This is a genomic window from Streptomyces zaomyceticus, assembly GCF_014656215.1.
Classification (GTDB): Bacteria; Actinomycetota; Actinomycetes; order Streptomycetales; family Streptomycetaceae; genus Streptomyces; species Streptomyces zaomyceticus.
Window position 1 is genome coordinate 280,225 of sequence record NZ_BNBZ01000004.1, and the last position, 19,143, is coordinate 299,367.

General features: G+C 71.4%; 18 protein-coding genes. 9 read left to right on the forward strand and 9 right to left on the reverse strand.

From position 1 onward, the window contains the following. Window positions 1-165 precede the first annotated feature (165 nt). The 4 genes from pyrH (at window position 166) to IE311_RS08410 (ending at window position 4,417) form a co-directional block, all read left to right on the forward strand. Window positions 166-930: a UMP kinase gene (gene pyrH, locus IE311_RS08395; RefSeq protein WP_189830930.1), complete on the forward strand. Its 765-nt coding sequence runs from the start codon at window positions 166-168 to the stop codon at window positions 928-930. 94 nt (window positions 931-1,024) lie between these two features. After that, the gene (gene frr, locus IE311_RS08400) at window positions 1,025-1,582 is read left to right on the forward strand and encodes a ribosome recycling factor (protein WP_073819003.1); all 558 of its coding nucleotides are present in this window, start codon (window positions 1,025-1,027) and stop codon (window positions 1,580-1,582) included. Then, window positions 1,582-2,685 (forward strand): phosphatidate cytidylyltransferase, encoded by a 1,104-nt coding sequence (locus IE311_RS08405; protein ID WP_189830931.1) that lies wholly within the window; start codon window positions 1,582-1,584, stop codon window positions 2,683-2,685. Before frr ends, IE311_RS08405 begins: the two co-directional genes overlap by 1 nt. Window positions 2,686-2,800: 115 nt before the next feature. Further along, window positions 2,801-4,417, forward strand: a complete 1,617-nt coding sequence (locus IE311_RS08410; RefSeq protein WP_189830932.1) for an MFS transporter — start codon at window positions 2,801-2,803, stop codon at window positions 4,415-4,417. Window positions 4,418-4,433: 16 nt separating this feature from the next. Here IE311_RS08410 and IE311_RS08415 read toward each other — a convergent pair whose 3' ends face one another. From IE311_RS08415 to IE311_RS08425, 3 genes are all read right to left on the reverse strand, one after another. Continuing rightward, window positions 4,434-4,898, reverse strand: a complete 465-nt coding sequence (locus IE311_RS08415; protein WP_189830933.1) for a hypothetical protein — start codon at window positions 4,896-4,898, stop codon at window positions 4,434-4,436. A gap of 101 nt (window positions 4,899-4,999) precedes the next feature. Continuing rightward, a complete protein-coding gene (locus IE311_RS08420) occupies window positions 5,000-5,869 on the reverse strand; it encodes a pentapeptide repeat-containing protein (RefSeq protein WP_189830934.1) in 870 nt (289 codons plus the stop codon). 301 nt (window positions 5,870-6,170) lie between these two features. Further along, a complete protein-coding gene (locus tag IE311_RS08425) occupies window positions 6,171-6,383 on the reverse strand; it encodes a hypothetical protein (RefSeq protein WP_189830935.1) in 213 nt (70 codons plus the stop codon). Window positions 6,384-6,722: 339 nt separating this feature from the next. Between IE311_RS08425 and rlmN the strand changes: the two genes are divergently transcribed. From rlmN to IE311_RS08450, 5 genes are all read left to right on the forward strand, one after another. Then, a complete protein-coding gene (rlmN, locus tag IE311_RS08430; RefSeq protein WP_055598437.1) occupies window positions 6,723-7,829 on the forward strand; it encodes a 23S rRNA (adenine(2503)-C(2))-methyltransferase RlmN in 1,107 nt (368 codons plus the stop codon). Between the two features lie 237 nt (window positions 7,830-8,066). After that, the gene (locus IE311_RS08435; RefSeq protein ID WP_189831041.1) at window positions 8,067-9,164 is read left to right on the forward strand and encodes a thiamine ABC transporter substrate-binding protein; all 1,098 of its coding nucleotides are present in this window, start codon (window positions 8,067-8,069) and stop codon (window positions 9,162-9,164) included. 38 nt (window positions 9,165-9,202) lie between these two features. Then, window positions 9,203-10,816, forward strand: coding sequence for an ABC transporter permease (locus IE311_RS08440; RefSeq protein WP_189831042.1), 1,614 nt, complete (start codon window positions 9,203-9,205; stop codon window positions 10,814-10,816). Then, window positions 10,816-11,859: an ABC transporter ATP-binding protein gene (locus tag IE311_RS08445; protein ID WP_189830936.1), complete on the forward strand. Its 1,044-nt coding sequence runs from the start codon at window positions 10,816-10,818 to the stop codon at window positions 11,857-11,859. The genes IE311_RS08440 and IE311_RS08445 overlap by 1 nt, the downstream gene beginning before the upstream one ends. A gap of 157 nt (window positions 11,860-12,016) precedes the next feature. Further along, window positions 12,017-12,667: a dihydrofolate reductase family protein gene (locus IE311_RS08450; RefSeq protein WP_189830937.1), complete on the forward strand. Its 651-nt coding sequence runs from the start codon at window positions 12,017-12,019 to the stop codon at window positions 12,665-12,667. Here the strand turns inward: IE311_RS08450 and IE311_RS08455 are convergent. From IE311_RS08455 to IE311_RS08480, 6 genes are all read right to left on the reverse strand, one after another. Beyond that, window positions 12,639-13,721 (reverse strand): hypothetical protein, encoded by a 1,083-nt coding sequence (locus IE311_RS08455; protein WP_189830938.1) that lies wholly within the window; start codon window positions 13,719-13,721, stop codon window positions 12,639-12,641. The genes IE311_RS08450 and IE311_RS08455 overlap by 29 nt on opposite strands. Window positions 13,722-13,814: 93 nt before the next feature. Next, window positions 13,815-14,954 (reverse strand): LOG family protein, encoded by a 1,140-nt coding sequence (locus tag IE311_RS08460; RefSeq protein WP_189830939.1) that lies wholly within the window; start codon window positions 14,952-14,954, stop codon window positions 13,815-13,817. Window positions 14,955-15,059: 105 nt separating this feature from the next. Further along, complete coding sequence (locus IE311_RS08465; protein WP_189830940.1) at window positions 15,060-16,211, reverse strand: hypothetical protein; 1,152 nt, start codon at window positions 16,209-16,211, stop codon at window positions 15,060-15,062. Then, window positions 16,193-16,921, reverse strand: a complete 729-nt coding sequence (locus IE311_RS08470) for an ABC transporter ATP-binding protein (RefSeq protein ID WP_189830941.1) — start codon at window positions 16,919-16,921, stop codon at window positions 16,193-16,195. The genes IE311_RS08465 and IE311_RS08470 overlap by 19 nt, the downstream gene beginning before the upstream one ends. 235 nt (window positions 16,922-17,156) lie before the next feature. Continuing rightward, window positions 17,157-18,536 (reverse strand): aspartate aminotransferase family protein, encoded by a 1,380-nt coding sequence (locus IE311_RS08475; protein ID WP_189830942.1) that lies wholly within the window; start codon window positions 18,534-18,536, stop codon window positions 17,157-17,159. Continuing rightward, a complete protein-coding gene (locus IE311_RS08480) occupies window positions 18,521-19,012 on the reverse strand; it encodes an Lrp/AsnC family transcriptional regulator (RefSeq protein ID WP_189830943.1) in 492 nt (163 codons plus the stop codon). The genes IE311_RS08475 and IE311_RS08480 overlap by 16 nt, the downstream gene beginning before the upstream one ends. Window positions 19,013-19,143 lie beyond the last annotated feature (131 nt).

Here is a 19,143-nt window from a genome sequence, read left to right on the forward strand (position 1 = left end):
CCGTACGCGAACGCGACGGACACCGGACCCCGGTAGGGTCTGAGGCAGTCGTCCGCGCACGCGCAGGACGACCGCAGATCTGACGAGGAGGCCATTGCCGCACGGGATACCGCGAGGACCCAAGGCAATGGCCTCCTTCGTATGTATGTGCACGAGGAGATCTCCATGAACCAGGACGCCGTACAGGGCGACGACAACAACGGCAAGAAGGTCGGCCGCTACATGCTGAAGCTGTCCGGAGAAGCCTTCTCCGGCGGTACGGGCCTGGGCGTCGACCCCAATGTCGTGCACGCCATCGCGCGTGAGATCGCGGCCGTCGTCCGCGACGGCGCGGAGATCGCGGTGGTGATCGGCGGCGGCAACTTCTTCCGCGGCGCCGAACTCCAGCAGCGCGGCATGGACCGGGCCCGCTCCGACTACATGGGCATGCTCGGCACCGTGATGAACTGCCTCGCCCTCCAGGACTTCCTGGAGAAGGAGGGCATCGACTCCCGCGTCCAGACCGCCATCACCATGGGCCAGGTCGCCGAGCCGTACATCCCGCTGCGCGCCGTGCGCCACCTGGAGAAGGGCCGTGTGGTCATCTTCGGTGCGGGCATGGGCATGCCTTACTTCTCCACGGACACCACCGCCGCACAGCGAGCCCTGGAGATCGACGCCGAGGCGCTCCTGATGGGCAAGAACGGCGTGGACGGCGTCTACGACTCCGACCCGAAGGCCAACCCCGACGCGGTCAAGTTCGACGCACTGGAGTACGGCGAGGTGCTCTCCCGCGACCTCAAGGTCGCCGACGCCACGGCCATCACCCTGTGCCGGGACAACAATCTCCCGATCCTCGTCTTCGAACTGCTCACCGAGGGCAATATCGCTCGCGCGGTGAAGGGTGAGAAGATCGGCACGCTCGTGAGCGACCAGGGCACCCGGGCCTGACCCGAACCGGGGAACCGCCCCGCAAGGGGATGGACAGAGCCCTGCCGGTCGTACACCGTGCAGGACACAACGCGACGACACGCAGGAGCATGTGGTGATCGAAGAGACCCTCCTCGAGGCCGAGGAGAAGATGGAGAAGGCCGTCGTGGTCGCCAAGGAGGACTTCGCCGCGATCCGCACCGGCCGTGCGCACCCGGCGATGTTCAACAAGATCGTGGCGGACTACTACGGTGCCATCACCCCCATCAACCAGCTGGCGTCCTTCTCCGTCCCGGAGCCGCGGATGGCCGTGGTGACCCCGTTCGACAAGAGCGCGCTGCGCAACATCGAGCAGGCGATCCGTGACTCGGACCTCGGCGTCAACCCGAGCAACGACGGCAACATCATCCGGGTGGTGTTCCCCGAGCTGACGGAGGAGCGCCGCCGGGAGTACATCAAGGTCGCCAAGGGCAAGGCCGAGGACTCGAAGATCTCGATCCGCTCGGTCCGCCGCAAGGCCAAGGAGACCATCGACAAGCTCGTCAAGGACGGCGAGGTCGGCGAGGACGAGGGCCGCCGCGGCGAGAAGGAGCTCGACGACACCACCGCGAAGTACGTCTCGCAGGTGGACGAGCTGCTGAAGCACAAGGAAGCCGAGCTGCTCGAGGTCTGATGAACGACTCTTCCTGGGGTGCCCCGGCCGGTTCCGGCCGTGGGGGACCCGACCAGGGGCCCGCCCCGGCGGGTCCCGCATACGATCGGCATCAGGCGGCGCAGACTCGGCCCATGCCCATCGTGCCCGACGTTCCCGCCGGCGGATTCCAGGACGGTCACGGTCGGGGGGCCGCTCACCCGAGCGGTCCCCTGTTCCGTGACGAGACGCCGCACGAGCACCCGCAGGAGCCCATGCCCAGCCCCACCCCGCCTCCGCCGCCCGCGCCGCCGGCGCCACGGCAGAAGAAGAGCGCGGGGCGCAATCTGGGCGCGGCCATAGGAGTCGGGGTCGGTCTCGGGGCCGTCATCATCGCGTCTCTGTACATCTGGCCGCCGGCGTTCGTCGGGGTGATAGCGGTCGCCGTGGTGGTCGGGCTGTGGGAGCTGACCTCGCGTCTCCAGGAGCGCAAGGGGATCAAGGCTCCGCTGGTGCCGCTCGCGGTCGGCGGCGCGGCGATGGTCGTCGCCGGTTACGTCCGGGGGCCCGAGGGCGCCTGGGTGGCGATGGCGCTCACCGCGCTGGCCGTGCTCGTCTGGCGGATGACGGAGCCTCCCGAGGGCTATCTGAAGGACGTCACGGCGGGTGTGTTCGCGGCGTTCTACGTGCCGTTCCTGGCGACGTTCGTGGCGCTGATGCTCACCGCCGACGACGGCCCGGAGCGGGTGCTGACGTTCCTGGTGCTGACGGTGGTCAGCGACACGGGTGCGTACGCGATCGGCTGGCGCTTCGGCAAGCGCAAGCTGGCGCCGAGGATCAGCCCCGGGAAGACCCGTGAGGGTCTGTTCGGGGCGGTGGCCTTCGCGATGGCGGCGGGCGCGCTCTGCATGCAGTTCATGATCGAAGACGGGATCTGGTGGCAGGGTCTGCTGCTGGGTCTCGCGGTGGCCGCGAGCGCGACGCTCGGCGACCTCGGCGAGTCGATGATCAAGCGTGACCTGGGCATCAAGGACATGGGCACCCTGCTGCCGGGTCACGGCGGGATCATGGACCGGCTGGACTCGCTGCTGCCGACCGCGCCGGTCGTGTGGCTGCTGTTCGTGATCTTCGTCGGTTCGGCCTGATCCGTACGCGCGGGACACAAGGGCCCGTCACCCTCCGGGGTGGCGGGCCCTTCCTCGTACCCGCGCGGAGTCGGCTCGCCGAGCCGAAGGACCGGCAGATGGTGACAATGTGCTCATGTCACCCAAGGCAGGCGCCGACGGCGCACCCGCAGGGCCAACTCTCGTCCTGCTGACGCTCGCGGCCGGCCAGTTCCTGATGGCCCTCGACAGCTCCGTCATGAACGTGTCGATCGCGACCGTGGCCGACGACGTGGACACGACGGTGACGGGGATCCAGGGCGCCATCACCGCGTACACGCTGGTGATGGCGATGTTCATGATCCCCGGGGGCAAGGTCGGGGTGCTGATCGGCCGCCGGCGCGCGTTCATGATCGGCTGCGCGATCTACGGCTGCGGTTCGCTGACCACGGCGCTCGCCCCGAACCTCCCCGTGCTGCTGCTCGGCTGGGCGTTCCTCGAAGGCATCGGGGCGGCGCTCATCCTGCCGTCGATCGTGGCGCTGGTGGCCGGCAACTTCGTCACCGAGCGCCGGGCTGCCGCGTACGGGATCGTGGCGGCGGCGGGCGCCGTGGCCATCGCGCTCGGTCCGCTGATCGGCGGTGTGGCCACGACCTACTTCTCCTGGCGCTGGGTCTTCGCGGGCGAGGTCCTGGTGGTGCTCGTCATCCTGGTGTTCGCCCGCCGCATCGCCGACGCCGTCGACGACGAACGCCCGAGGATCGACCTGGTCGGTGCCGTCCTGTCGGCCCTGGGTCTCGGGATCTTCGTCTACGGCGTGCTGCGCTCGGACGAGTGGGGGTGGCTCCAGCCGAAGCCCGACGCACCCGCCTGGATCGGTGTGTCGATGACCGTGTGGCTGATGATGGCGGGACTGCTCCTGGTGTACCTGTTCCTCCACTGGGAGGCCCGGCTGGTCAAGCAGGGCAGGGAGCCGCTCGTCCACCCGGCCCTGCTGCACAACAGGCAGCTCACCGGCGGGCTGACGATGTTCTTCTTCCAGTACCTCGTGCAGATGGGCGTCTTCTTCGTCGTCCCGCTCTACCTGTCCGTGGCCCTCGGACTGTCCGCACTGCAGACGGGCGCGCGGATCCTGCCGCTCTCGCTGACGCTGCTGGCCGCCGCGGTCCTGATCCCGCGCTTCCTCCCGGACGTCTCGCCGCGGCGGGTGGTACGGCTCGGGGTGGTGGCGCTGCTGGCCGGCGCGGTCGCCCTGATGGCGGCGCTGGACGCGGAGGCGGGAGCGGAGATCGTGACGGTCCCGCTGCTGCTCATCGGGTTCGGGATGGGGGCGCTGGCGTCGCAGCTCGGATCGGTGACGGTCTCCGCGGTGCCGGACCGGGAGAGCGCGGAGGTCGGCGGCATCCAGAACGCCGTCACCAACCTCGGCGCCTCGATCGGCACGGCGCTCGCCGGTTCGCTGATGATCGCCGCGCTCACGTCCTCGTTCCTGGGCGCCGTGGAGCGGAACGAGGCGATCCCGGCCGAGGTCAAGAGCCAGGCCGTCGTGGAGCTGCAGAGCGGTGTCCCGTTCCTCTCGGACGCCCAGCTGACGACCGCCCTCGAAGACGCGGGCACGAGCCCGGAGGTCGCCGACGCCGCCCTGGAGGCGAACGAGGCCGCCCGCCTGGACGGCCTGAGAGCCGCCCTGGCGATCCTCGCCGGCGCGTCCGTGGTGGCACTCTTCTTCACCCACCGCATCCCACGGACCCAGCCCAGGTCACCGGCCCCCTGAACGCCGACCGCGCGGTCTACTGCTCGGCCAGCGTGCCCTGCTCCGTCTCGTAGAAGGAGAGCCCGCGGCGGATGTCCTCGCGGGTGTACGTCATCGGCGGGAATTCCCCGATGATCAGCTTGTAGTGCTCGGACGCACCGGAGACCTTGAACGAGAAGTCGAGCGCGCACCCCTTGAGCGCGGAGCCCGTGGTGCGGCCTGCCGCGAGCTTCTGGGCCCCGAGCGCCGTGCCGCTCCCGTCCGTCACGCGGACCGCCATCCCGGCCTGGGCCTTGGCGCCCTGCGGGGGCGTGCAGGGCTCGCCCGTCCCGGGGCCGGTGCCGTCGGTGGACAGGAGGACCTGCACCCTGCCACTGATGGCGATCATGACCGGGGAGGGCTTCGGGGTCTGCGGTTCGCCCTTCGAGTCCTGCGCGGCGCCGGTGCACCCTGCCAGGCCGATCATGCTCAGTACCAGGCCACAGGCCCACAACGTCCTCATGCATCCCACCCCTTGTGCCCTGCGGACGGTCTGTCCGTCACGGGTGGCGTGCACCTTACACACTCCCTGGAGCCCAGCCGGTCGAGGCAGGGGCTCCTGCGTCAGGGTTGGACGGGGAAGGACCAGTCCTCCTCGGTGGTGAACTTCGTCCTCGTTCGATCGGCTCCGGCGAGGTTCGCTCCGGCGAGGTTCGCTCCGGCGAGGTTCGCGTGTGTCAGGTCGGCGTCGGTGAGGTTCGCCCCCGAGAGGTCGGCGCCCGAGAGGTCGGCGCCGATGAGGTCCGCGCCGGTGAGGTCGGCCCGGGAGAGGTTCGCCCCTGCGAGGCGGGCATCGGCGAGCTCCGCACCGTTGAGATCCGCCCCGCGGAGGTCGGAGCGCATCAGACGGGTGCCGGTGAGCTTCGAACCGCGCAGATCTGCTTCGCCGAGCTGCGAGTCGGCGAGATCCGCGCCACTGAGGGAAGCATGGCCGATGTGCGCCTTTGAAAGATCCGCGTGCGACAGGACGGCGAACCTCAGGTCGGAGTAAGCGAGGTTGGCGCTTCCGAGACGCGGGTGGTCCAACCGCACAGCCCGGAGATCGGAGGACTGCAGGTCGACCACGGCATCCGCGTCCGGGTCCGGGTTTCGCCCGGCCAGTACGGTCGCAGCCGCCTGGATGTCCGTGGAGGGCCTGTGATCGACCCCCGTGAGCGCCCCCTTCGGATCGGGAGCGTGCTCGCGCACATACGCCGACAGGACTGCGACGATGGTCGGCTGGTCGCGGGTCGAGTCCTGCATGATGCGTTGGAGCGCGTAGATGCCACCGAGGCGGACGTCCAAAGTCGTGGACCCCAGATTCTGAACCGCGACGTTGAATCGGTTGGTGATCTGGCCGTGCTCCGCGAGCCGGATCTCATCCTTGGCCTGTCCCACTGTCACCCAGGTGAACAGCACGGCGACGACCGCGGCGACACCCGGCAGAGCTGCCACGGCGAGTCCGAGCCAGTGAGCGCGTTCTCCCGCACCGCCGTTCGGTGCGGCTCGGTCACTCGCCGGACGCCTCCGCCGATCGGCACCACCTCGCCGCGCGGTTCGGCGCGGGCGTCGAAGGCCGAAGTTCCCAGTCACGCTCCCATGACACCTCAGGGCTGATTCGGCCACGCGTGAGTTCGGCCGAATGCCCCACACCTGAACCCGCCGGTCCGGTCGGAGGGCGTCGGCAGGACTCCATTACGCCCTCCAGGGGTGCCGGGGTGCCTCCCGGAGCCGGTGTGGTCTGCGGCGGAGCCGCTCAGGCCGCCTTGTACTCGTGAGCGCGGCCACCCCGCCACGTCACCCAGGCCGGGTCGTCGAGGAGATCCTCGGAGTCGGGGAGGCCTGCGCGGCGGAGGAACTCGACGACGTCCTCGTCGCTGTGGGCGAGACCCAGAATGCTGCCGTGCGCGGTGACACGCCTGCCGCCGGTGGGGGAGGGCTGATGGACGACTATCGGGGCACTGTCCATGCCTCCAGGATGCCCCGGGCCGGCCGCGGGCACCGAGACCGCGCTCGGTGGGCGGGCGGGGAGGCCGGCAGTCCCCCACCATGATCAGGAGAGGGCCCGCCTCGCGTGCGAGCGGACCGCAAGGGCACTTCGGCATCAGATCGGCGCCCGGGTTCGTGCCCGCGGATTCCCCGCCGCCAGGCCCCGGCCGGGGCCGCATCCGGCCCGTCTCCGGGCTGCATACGGGCCGTCTCCGGGCCGTCCGAGGGCGGTCGGAGACGGCCCGGACGGCCCGGGACGACCACTGCCGGAGGCCTGGGACCCGGGTTACCGCGTTCCGTCTGCGACACTGGGGGAACCATGCCCAAGCCCGGAGAACTCACTTTCGTCGCCCCCCGCGGAGCCAAGAAGCCGCCGCGGCACCTGGCCGACCTCACGCCCGCCGAGCGGAAGGAGGCCGTCGCCGCGATCGGCGAGAAGCCCTTCCGCGCCAAGCAGCTGTCCACGCACTACTTCGCGCGCTACGCGCACGATCCCGCCGAGTGGACGGACATTCCGGCCGCTTCGCGGGAGAAGCTGGCCGGGGAGCTGCTGCCCGATCTGATGTCCGTCGTGCGGCACATCTCGTGCGACGACGACACCACCCGCAAGACCCTGTGGCGGCTGCACGACGGCACGCTCGTCGAGTCGGTGCTCATGCGCTACCCGGACCGGGTGACCATGTGCATCTCCTCGCAGGCCGGCTGCGGGATGAACTGCCCGTTCTGCGCGACGGGGCAGGCCGGGCTCGACCGGAACCTGTCGACCGCCGAGATCGTGCACCAGATCGTGGACGGCATGCGGTCGCTGCGGGACGGGGAGGTGCCCGGGGGGCCGGCGCGGCTCTCCAACATCGTGTTCATGGGCATGGGGGAGCCGCTCGCGAACTACAAGCGGGTCGTCGGTGCCATTCGGCGCCTCACGGACCCCGAGCCGGACGGTCTCGGGCTCTCGCAGCGCGGGATCACCGTGTCCACGGTGGGTCTGGTGCCCGCGATGCTGCGGTTCGCCGACGAGGGCTTCAAGTGCCGGCTCGCGGTCTCGCTGCACGCGCCGGACGACGAGCTGCGGGACACGCTGGTGCCGGTGAACACGCGCTGGAAGGTGCGTGAGGTCCTCGACGCGGCCTGGGAGTACGCGGAGAAGTCCGGGCGCCGGATCTCCATCGAGTACGCGCTCATCCGGGACATCAACGACCAGGCGTGGCGGGGTGACCTGCTGGGCCGACTGCTCAAGGGGCGTCGGGTGCACGTCAACCTGATCCCGCTGAACCCGACGCCGGGTTCGAAGTGGACGGCGTCGCGTCCGGAGGACGAGAAGGCGTTCGTGGAGGCCATCGCGCGTCACGGTGTGCCGGTGACCGTGCGGGACACCCGAGGTCAGGAGATCGACGGTGCCTGTGGACAGCTGGCGGCCGCCGAGCGCTGACCTTGTACTCTGAGGTCGAACACATCTCCATATTCCGACAGGGGAGCGCCACAGCGCTGAGAGTGCGGTCACCGTAGGACCGCAGACCCTCTGAACCTTGCCCAGGTCATTCTGGGTAGGAAGTTCGGTCGTTAACTCAAGCTGTTGCGCCCTGCCCGCGTCCGGTTCGCCGGTCGCGGGCAGGGCCGCGTCTCTTCCTGGTCATACCCAGGAGGAATCTCAGTGAGCACCAACTCGGTGAGCATCAAGAAGGCGGCCGCCGCCGCGCTCGTCGCGGCGCTGGGCGTCACCACTCTGGCCGCGTGCGGCACGGAGGACGTCCGCGACGCCGCGGGCAAGTCGGGCGCGCCCGTGCCCAAGACCGTGACCCTCGTCAGTCACGACTCGTTCAACGCCTCCAAGGAGGTGCTGGCCGATTTCACCAAGCAGACCGGCTTCACCGTCAAGGTGCTGAAGAGCGGCGACGCCGGCGAGGCCGTCAACAAGGAGATCCTGACCAAGGGCTCCCCGCAGGGCGATGTCTTCTTCGGTGTCGACAACACGCTGCTGTCCCGCGCCCTCGACAACGGGATCTTCGTCCCGTACGAGGCGAAGGGACTCGACCGGGTGCCGGCCGCGTACCAGCTGGACAAGGAGCGGCACCGGGTCACGCCGATCGACTCCGGCGACATCTGCGTCAACTACGACAAGAAGTACTTCGCCGACAAGAAGCTGGCGCCGCCGGTGACCTTCGACGACCTGGCGAAGCCGCAGTACAAGAACCTGCTCGTGGTCGAGAACCCAGAGCGGTCCTCCCCGGGCCTCGGCTTCCTCCTCGGTACGGCCGCGAAGTACGGGGACGACGGCTGGCAGGCCTACTGGACGAAGCTCAAGGCCAACGGCGTGAAGACCGTCGACAGCTGGGAGCTGGCCTACAACCAGGAGTTCTCCGGTTCGGCCGGCGGCAAGCAGGCCAAGGGCGACCGGCCGCTGGTCGTGTCGTACGCCTCCAGCCCGCCGGTGGAGGTGCTGTACGGCGAGCCGCAGCCGAAGGTGGCGCCGACCGGGGTGTCCACCGGGACGTGCTTCCGGCAGACGGAGTTCGCGGGTCTGCTGAACGGGGCGAAGAACCCCGAGGGCGGCAAGGCGCTGATCGACTTCCTGATCTCGAAGAAGTTCCAGGAGGACATGCCGCTCCAGATGTTCGTCAACCCGGTGGCGAAGGACGCGGCCCTGCCGGAGCTCTTCACCAAGCACGGTGTGGTCGTCGACGAGCCCGAGACCATGACGCCCGAGAAGATCGCCGAGAAGCGTGACCCGTGGATCCAGCAGTGGTCGTCGCTCGTCCTGAAGTAGTCCCCGACCGCGGGGGAAGCGCGGCGCGGCTCGGCCTGATGGCCGTGCCCGTCGTCTTCTTCGTGCTCTTCTTCGCTTGGCCCGTCGTCTCGATCGTCGAGCGCGGGCTGCGGGTCGACGGGGCGTGGCAGTTCGGCCGGTTCGGCGAGACGCTGAGCCGGCCGGAGATCCTCGACGTCCTGTGGTTCACGTGCTGGCAGGCGCTCGCCTCGACCGGTCTCACCCTGCTGATCGCCCTGCCCGGGGCGTATGTCTTCGCGCGCTTCGACTTTCGCGGGAAGGGGCTGCTGCGGGCGGTCGTCACCGTCCCCTTCGTGATGCCGACCGTCATGGTCGGTACGGCCTTCCTGGCGCTGCTCGGGCGCGGCGGGCTCCTCGACGGACTGTGGGGCGTCCGGCTCGACAACACGGTCTGGGCGATCCTGATCGCCCATGTGTTCTTCAACTACGCGGTCGTGGTCCGCACCGTCGGTGGCCTGTGGGCGCAGCTCGATCCGCGCCAGGAGGAGGCCGCCCGGGTCCTCGGCGCGTCCCGCTGGAGGGCGTGGCGGACGGTGACCCTGCCGGCGCTCGCCCCCTCCGTGGCCGCGGCGGCGCTGATGGTGTTCCTCTTCACGGCGAGTTCCTTCGCCGTCGTCCAGATCCTCGGCGGGTCCACGTACTCCACGCTGGAGACGGAGATCTACCGGCAGACCGTCGTCCGCTTCGATCTGACGACGGCCGCCGTCCTCACGATGGTGCAGTTCGCCGCGGTCGGCGTCGTCCTCGCGGTGCACGCCCGGACCGTCCGCCGGCGGGAGACGGCGCTGAAGCTGGTCGCGCCCGAGGAAACGGCGCGCCGGCCCCGGGGCATCGGGCAGTGGGCGCTGTTCGCGGGGGTCCTGGTGTCCGTCGCCCTGCTGATCGTGCTGCCGCTCGGGGTGCTCGTCGAACGGTCCTTCGCCACCTCCCACGGATACGGGTTCGACTACTACCGGGCGCTGCAGACCCCGGACCCCTCCGGCACGTTCCTCGTGCCCCTCCTCGGCACGATCGGGAACTCACTGCGGTACGCCGTCGTCGCCACCCTGATCGCCCTCGTCATCGGCGGGCTCGCGGCCGCCGCGCTGACCAGGCGGGCCGGCCGGCTCGTGCGGGGCTTCGACGCGCTGCTCATGCTGCCGCTCGGGGTGTCGGCGGTGACCGTGGGCTTCGGGTTCCTCATCACCCTCGACGAGCCGCCGTTCGACCTGCGGGCCAGCTGGATCCTCGTACCGCTCGCGCAGGCGTTGGTCGGTGTGCCGTTCGTCGTACGGACGATGCTGCCGGTGCTGCGGGCGGTGGACGAGCGGCTGCGGGAGGCGGCGGCGGTGCTCGGCGCCTCGCCGTGGCGGGCCTGGCGGGAGGTGGACCTGCCGCTGGTGCGGCGCGCGCTGCTGATCGCCGCCGGGTTCGCGTTCGCCGTCTCGCTCGGCGAGTTCGGTGCGACCGTGTTCATCGCCCGGCCCGACAGCCCGACGCTGACGGTGGCGGTGGCCCGGCTCCTGGGCCGGCCCGGTGAACTCAACTACGGCCAGGCGATGGCCCTCTCGACGATCCTGATGGTGGTGTGCGCGGTGTCCCTGCTGCTGCTCGAACGGCTCCGGACCGAGCGCACCTCGGGGGAGTTCTGATGCTGAGGCTCGACGGGGCGACCGTACGGTTCGGGGAACGGGCGGTGCTCGACGCCGTGGACCTGGAGGTGGCCGAGCACGAGATCGTGTGCGTGCTGGGGCCGAGCGGCAGCGGCAAGTCGACGCTGTTGCGGGCCGTCGCCGGGCTCCAGGTCCTGGACGGCGGGCGGGTGCTGCTCGGCGGGGCCGACCAGCGCGGGGTGCCGGTGCACCGGCGGGGCGTCGGCCTGATGTTCCAGGACCATCAGCTGTTCCCGCAGCGGGACGTCGGCGGCAATGTCGCCTTCGGGCTGCGGATGCGGGGGACGGGGAAGGCCGAGCAGGCCGAGCGGGTGCGGGAGCTGCTCGATCTCGTGGGTCTGCCGGGGGCGGAGCGGCGGTCCGTCGCCGCGCTCTCCGGCGGCGAGCAGCAGCGGGTGGCGCTGGCCCGTGCCCTGGCGCCCCGGCCCCGGCTGCTCATGCTCGACGAACCGCTCGGGCAGCTCGACCGGGGTCTGCGGGAGCGGCTCGTGGTGGAGCTGCGGCAGTTGTTCGGGAGCCTGGGGACGACGGTTCTGGCGGTGACCCACGACCAGGGGGAGGCGTTCGCGCTCGCCGACCGGGTGGTGGTCATGCGGGACGGGCGGATCGCCCAGTCGGGTGCGCCCGTCGAGGTGTGGTCGCGGCCGGCGTCCGAGTTCGTGGCCCGTTTCCTCGGCTTCGACAACGTGGTGGCGGCGCGGGTGACCGGCGTCGTCGCGGACACGGCGTGGGGGAAGATCCCGGTGCCGGAGGACTCGCCGCAGGGCGAGCGGCGTCTTCTCGTCCGGCCGGGCGGGGTGCGGCTGGTGCCGCGGGAGGGGCAGCCGGTGGCGGGGGAGCCCGCCTGGACGGTGGAGTCGCGGACGTTCCGGGGCAGCCATGTGGCGGTACGGCTCCGCCCGGTGGACGGGCCGGCGCTGGACGCCGAGCTGCCGCTGCGCGAGGCGCCGGAGGAGGGAGCCGCGGTGGGGGTGGCCTTCCGGGCGGAGGACGTGGTGGTGCTGGGGGACGACCTTCCGTAGCGGCGTCACGGCGACACGGCTCCACGGCTCCACGGCTCCACGGCACCACGGCGACACGCGGCGACATCACGCGGCGGGTGCGATGAGTTCTCCCCTCCCGGGGAGTCTCCTTGGTGGTGTTCCGTCGTCCCGCTGCCGCACGCGCAGGAGGAAAGTCATGGCCGAGCAGCTGCTCAGGGTCCAGAACTTCATGGTCTCGTCCGACGGTTTCGGTACCGGTGAGGGGCAGAGCCTCGAGCATCCCTTCGGGCACGCGGATCCCGAAGCCATGTTCTCCTGGGCGGGTGCCACGGCGAGCTGGCCCAACCGCACCGACCCCGGTGGCAGCCGTGGTCTCGACGACTACTTCACCCGGGACTTCTCCTGCAACATCGGCGCCGAGATCATGGGCCGCAACAAGTTCGGGCCCCAGCGGGGGCCCTGGCAGGACCACGAGTGGCAGGGCTGGTGGGGTGGTGAGCCGCCGTTCCACACGCCGGTGTTCGTGATGACCCACCATCCGCGTCCGTCGTTCACGCTCTCCGACACGACCTTCCACTTCGTCGACGGCGACCCGGCGAGCGTGCTCGCGCGGGCGCGGGAGGCGGCGGACGGCAAGGACGTCCGGCTCGGGGGCGGGGCCACCGTCATCCGTGAGTTCCTCGACGCCGGCCTGGTCGACACCCTGCACATCGCGGTGGCGCCGGTGAAGCTCGGCGCGGGGGCACGGCTCTGGGAGTCGCCCGACGAGCTGCTCGACCGGTTCCACCGCGATGTCGTGCCCAGCCCGAGCGGCGCCGTCACCCACCACCTCTTCTGGCGGAAGTGACCCGGGGCCGTCCCTGGCAGTGGTCGCAGGCCGTGCGCGTCGCTCGCTGGTACAGGAGCGTGGCACGGCCGAGGGCGAGGCCGTAGCAGGAGAAGCCGCCGTAGGCGACGACGAACACCCAGGGCGCGTGGTCGGCGAGGTCGAGGTCCGCGGACCCCGTCCAGACCAGTACGCCGGTCGCGGCCAGAAAGGCACCGAACGGGGCGAGCGCGCCCGCCCCGGCCCAGCCGAGCGCGAGCAGCGGCAGCCGGGGCGGCCGGCGGCCCCGGGGGCGGGTCAGCGCGAGCGCGAGGAGCATGCCCAGGACGGCGAGGACCGCGGTGACGTCGACCCCGTGGTCGTACAGCCGGATGCCCAGGTCGCTGGTGTACTCCGGGTCGACACCGGGGCGGCCGACGCCGGTGAAACCGACGGTGGCGCCGAGTGCCCAGGCCGTCTTCAGGGCGGCGTACGGGACGAGGGCGGCGGCGGCGATCAGGCCGGCGCGGGTCCCCCGGTGGGCTTCCGGGGCGGGGGCGTGTCCGCCGCAGTGGAGGCAGGTGCCGTGGGCCCCGCGGCGGTGGGCGAGGGCCGCGTACCCCCACAGGACCGCGCCGAGGACGGCGAGACTCTGGTTCGCCAGTGCGGCCCAGTCGATCGCCGGCTGGTTGCGGGACAGGAAGAACAGCAGGTGGAGGGGGCTGAGGAGGGCGGCGAAGCCCGAGGTCAGACAGAGCGCGACGACCGCCCACGCGGCCGTGGACAGCCGTTTCGCGTGGGGGCGGCGGAGCATGGCGTAGCCGAGGAGGGCGGTGGCCCCGTACAGCGCCGCGGCAGCGGTCTCCGCGGCCGTGCCCGTCTCCTTGGCGAGGAGCGCGTAGCCGAACGCGGGCCCGGTGAGCGCGGCGAGCGCCGCGCCCGTGGCGTAGCCGAGCGACCAGACGAGGGCGGCGCGGCCCGCCCGGGAGCGCCGGTCGCTTCGGGGGAGTCGGCCGCTGCCGGAGGGCCGGTCGCTTCGGGAGGGCCGCGCGGACCGGGGTGTCGGGCGGTCGGCCAGGGGTCTCTTCGGCGTCATGGTCCGAGCCTCCCGGGGTACGCCCCGGCGGTCGTCGGCCCGTGGTCGGGTCCCGCTCCGCCGGGCGGCGGAGGCGGTGATACGGCCCCGGGATCACCCCTTCGTCAGCCGTGCCAGGGCGTCCGGGGCCTCGTCGATCGAGTCGACCAGCTCGATGCGGGCGGCCATCGGTCGATTCCCGGCGAGGGCTTCCAGGAGCGGCCAGGCCGGGAGGCGTTCGGTCCAGTGGGCGCGGTCGACCAGGACCATCGGGGTCGGGTCGCCCCGTGAGCCGTAGTAGTTCGGGGTCGCGTCGTCGAAGATCTCCTGGACCGTCCCGGCCGCGCCCGGCAGGAAGACGACGCCCGCCGTGCAGCGGGCGAGCAGGCCGTCCTCCCGGGTGGCGTTGGCGAAGTACTTGCCGATGCCGCTCGCGAAGGCGTTGGGCGGCTCGTGGCCGTAGAACCAGGTGGGAATGCCGACGGAGTCGCCGCCGTGCGGCAGACGGGCCCGTACGGCGAAGGCCGCACGGGCCCAGTCCGTCACCGACGGTTCGAAGGACGGGACGTCTGCGAGCAGGGTGAGGGCCTCTGCCAGGGCCTCGTCGGGGAGCGGCGCCAGGTACGCGCCGAGGTTCGCGGCCTCCATCGCGCCGGGGCCGCCGCCGGTCGCCACGGTCAGACCGGCGCGGGCCAGCGACCGGCCGAGCCGGGTGGCGCCCTCGTACCCGTCCGTGCCCCGGCCCATGGCGTGCCCGCCCATGACGCCCACGACCCGGGCGCCGTCGAGGAGTTCGTCGAGGGCGTCGGAGACGGCGTCGTCGTGGATCGAGCGGAGCATCGAGGCGAAGACGTCGCCGTCGGCCCTGGTCCGGCCGAACCACGCGTGGGCGAGGGCGTCCGGCGTCGTCTCGTATCCGCCGTCCGCGATCCCGTCGAACAGTTCCCCGGGGGAGTAGAGCGCCGCCCGGTACGGGTCGAAGGGCAGGTCGGGCACGGGTGGGAAGACGAGTGCCCCGTCGGCGCGGACCTTGGCCGCGGCCTCGGGCTGCATGGCGCAGCCGAGGAAGACGGCCTCGGCGGTGACCGCGCTGAGCAGGGCGAAGGTCCGGTCGGTGAGGTCGACCGACTGCACCCGGTGTCCGGCGAGCGAGCCGGGCCGGGCGACCGCCTCGTCGAACTCGTCGAGCGTGTGGATCTCGCGCCCGTGCCCGCGCGGTCCGGGCGGCCGGTGTGCCGGAGGAAGCGTCGCCATGGGGCCAACGATAGGGGGCGGCACCTGTGGTGCCGCCCCCGTGGGGCGTGGTCCGCCCGGCCGGCGGGCGGTTCGCGCGGCCCGGCCGGCCGCGGCCCGGTCCGCTCAGCCCGTCAGCGGCAGCGCCGCCAGTTCCGCCACCAGCCAGGTCAGCGGGAGGAACACCGCGAGCAGGGCGCCCGCGCGCATCAGGGCCGCCGTGCGCAGGACCGTCGGCGGGGCCCCGATACGGAGGAGGGCCTCGGTGGTGTGGGCGCGGCCCTGCTTCGATTCCAGCGCGGCGGTCAGGAGGGTGGCCGTCGTGCAGGCGAGGATCAGGGACGCGCCGAGGCCGGTGAGCGGGCCGAAGGCGTCGGAGCCGGTGTCCGCGTCGTACAGGGCGGCGGCCGCGAGGATTCCGGAGACCACGGCGCTGACCACACCGAGGGGGCGGCCGATACGGCGCGACTCGTCCATCAGGACGCGGCCGGCGAGCAGCCGGACCGCGCCCGGCCGGGCGGCCTGGAGGAGCCGGCCGCAGCCGTGGGTGATGCCGGGGCCGGCCATGGCGAGGCCGAAGGCGGTGAGGACCCAGCCGGCCAGGACGCCCGCCGGGTTGCCGTCGAACCGGCCCGGCAGGGGGAGTCCGTCGGCGGCGCCGCTGCGGCCCGCGTACGTCTCGACCGCCAGGCCGACCGCGACCAGGGCGATGCCCCACGGCAGCCCGGACGGCATCGGCTTCTCCGCGCCCTCCGGTTCGGCCGGTGCCGTGCGCGGGCGCAGGGCGAGGCCCGCGGCGGTGGCGGCGATCACCGGCAGGACGGCGAGCAGGGTGAGAGCGGCGGCGAGCGGGATCGGCTCGTCGGCGGCGAGGAGGTCGGCGGCGGCCCCGTCGAAGGGCAGGCCCGTGATGTCCCCGCGCAGGTGCAGATAGAACAGCAGCGCGACCATGGAGCCGAGCGCGCAGGCGACGGCGGTCGAGGCGGCGGCGATCGCGGTGAGACGGGCGGGGCCGAGGCCGATCGCCGAGAGTCCGGGGCGCGGGCGGGTGCTGGGGTCGGTGCGGGCCACCGCCACGGCGAACTGGACGGTGGCGGCGAGCGGCAGGGCGCACCAGAGGAGCCGCAGCACGGACGCCGAGGACCGTTCCGGGTGCCCGACCGCGTATCCGAGGGTGCAGAGCAGCAGGAAGCCCACCCCCGCGGCCGCGGCGGCGACGAGGAGCCGGCGCGTCAGGACGAGGGGGTGGGCCCCGCGGGCTAGACGGAGAGCGAGCACGCGGCGACGCCCTCCGCCCCTGACGCCGGGGGTACGGTGCCGACCCGGCGTCCGTCGAGCAGGGCGACCGTGCGGTCGGCGAGCGCCGCGACCTCGGCGTCGTGGGTGGCGAGGAGCACGGTGATGCCGTGGGAGCGGGCGGCGGCCGTCAGGGTGCGCAGGACCTGCGCGCCGTCGGCCCGGTGCAGGGTCGCGGTGGGTTCGTCGGCGAAGAGCACCGACGGGGTGGTGACCAGGGCACGGGCGATGGCGACGCGCTGGCGCTGGGAGTGGGTGAGGGCGTGCGGGCGCTTGCGGGCGCAGGCGCCGATGTCGAGGCGCTCCAGCCATTCCTGGGCGGCGGTCTTCGCGGCCCTGTGGGAGACGCCGCGCAGCAGCAGGGGGAGGGCGGTGTTCTCCCAGCCGGTGAGCTCGGGGACGAGTCCGGGCTCGGGGTCGATCCAGCCGAAGCGGTCGCGGCGGAGCCGTTCGCGTTCGGCGGGGCCGAGGGTGTGGACGGGGCTGCTGTTGAACCAGACCTCGCCCTGCTGGGCGAGGAGCTGGCCGGACAGGCAGCGCATGAGGGTGGTCTTCCCGCTGCCGCGCGGTCCGACGAGGGCGAGGATCTCGCCCTCGCGGACGCCGAGGGAGACGCCGCTGAGGGCGTCCGAACCGCTCAGGGCGCAGTGCAGGGAACGCGCCCAGAGCACGTCGTTGTCCGGTGGGGCCATCGCGTACACCTCGATGTCGGATCCGATCTGAGTTCCCCCGTCCGGGGGAACGAAGGGACGGGCCTGTCGGTCACTGGGCACCGTAAGGATTCAGATCCGCTTGTACGGACAGCACACGGCCCGGGGCGCGGCCATCCACTCGGATGGCCGCACACCCGGGCCGGGGTCACGCCATGAGGGTGGCGTGAGGTCCCGCGCCGTCTCCCGTGAGGGCGGGGGACGGCGGCGGGGACGTCTAGAGCTTCGTCCACGCCTCGGTGAGCACCGAGCGCAGGATGCCTTCGATCTCGTCGAAGGTGCCCTGGTCGGCGATCAGCGGCGGGGCGAGCTGGATGACCGGGTCGCCACGGTCGTCGGCACGGCAGTACAGGCCGTTCTCGAACAGTGCCTTGGAGAGGAAGCCGTAGAGGACGCGCTCGGTCTCCTCGTCCGTGAAGGACTCCTTGGTGACCTTGTCCTTGACGAGCTCGATGCCGTAGAAGAAGCCGTTGCCGCGGACGTCGCCGACGATCGGGAGGTCGTGCAGCTTCTTCAGGGTGTCGAAGAAGTTGCCCTCCTGGTCGAGGACGTGCTGGTTCAGGCCTTCCTTGTCGAAGATGTCGAGGTTGGCCAGGGCCACCGCCGACGACACCGGGTGGCCACCGAAGGTGTAGCCGTGGAGGAAGGTGTTGTCGCCCTTGTAGAAGGGCTCCGCGATGCGGTCGGAGACGATGCAGGCGCCGATCGGGGAGTAGCCCGAGGTCATGCCCTTGGCGCAGGTGATCATGTCGGGCACGTAGCCGAACTTGTCACAGGCGAACATCGTGCCGAGGCGGCCGAAGGCGCAGATCGTCTCGTCGGAGACGAGCAGCACGTCGTACTGGTCGCAGATCTCGCGGACGCGCTGGAAGTAGCCGGGCGGCGGCGGGAAGCAGCCGCCGGCGTTCTGCACCGGCTCCAGGAAGACGGCGGCGACGGTGTCGGCGCCCTCGAAGAGGATCTCCTGCTCGATCTGGTCGGCGGCCCAGCGGCCGAAGGCCTCGGGGTCGTCACCGTGGATCGGGGCGCGGTAGATGTTGGTGTTCGGCACCTTGTGCGCGCCGGGGACCAGCGGCTCGAAGGGGGCCTTGAGGGCCGGCAGGCCGGTGATGGACAGGGCGCCCTGCGGGGTGCCGTGGTAGGCGACCGCACGCGAGATGACCTTGTACTTGGTGGGCTTGCCCTGCAGCTTGAAGTACTGCTTGGCGAGCTTCCAGGCGGTCTCGACGGCCTCTCCGCCGCCGGTGGTGAAGAAGACCTTGTTCAGGTCGCCCGGGGCGTAGTCCGCGAGACGCTCGGCGAGCTCGACGGCCTTGGGGTGCGCGTACGACCATACGGGGAAGAACGCGAGTTCCTTGGCCTGCTTGTACGCGACCTCGGCCAGCTCCTCGCGGCCGTGCCCGGCGTTGACCACGAAGAGTCCCGCGAGACCGTCGAGGTAGCGCTTGCCCTTGTCGTCGAAGATGTAGGTGCCCTCGCCACGCACGATGGTGGGAACGGGCGAGTTCTCGTAGGACGACATGCGGGTGAAGTGCATCCACAGGTGGTCGTACGCGGTCTTGGAGAGGTCCTGGGTCACGGTTATCGGGTTCCCCACATGTAGGTCTGCTTCTTGAGCTTGAGGTAGACGAAGCTCTCGGTCGAGCGGACGCCGGGCAGAGTCCGGATGCGCCTGTTGATCACATCCAGCAGGTGGTCGTCGTCCTCGCAGACGATCTCCACCATGAGGTCGAAGGAGCCCGCGGTCATCACCACGTACTCGCATTCGGCCATGCCTGTCAGGGCTTCCGCAACCGGATCCAGGTCACCCTCGACGTTGATGCCGACCATCGCCTGCCGTCGGAATCCCACGGTGAGCGGGTCGGTGACGGCGACGATCTGCATGACGCCCTGGTCGAGCAGCTTCTGGACGCGCTGCCGTACGGCGGCTTCGGAGAGGCCGACGGCCTTGCCGATCGCCGCGTAGGGACGGCGACCGTCCTCCTGGAGCTGTTCGATGATCGCCAGGGAGACGGCGTCGATCGTCGGGGACGAACCGGTTCCGGTTCTGGAGTCTGTGCTTCGACTGGCCACGAGTTCACTCTGCACCGAGAATGTCGGTCTTGCAACCCCGGATCGATGAAATTCGTTGTGATGGAGCTCGAAACTCACGGAATCCGAAGTTGCAGGGGGGTGGGCCTGTTGAAAGCGTCAGCCGAGCGACT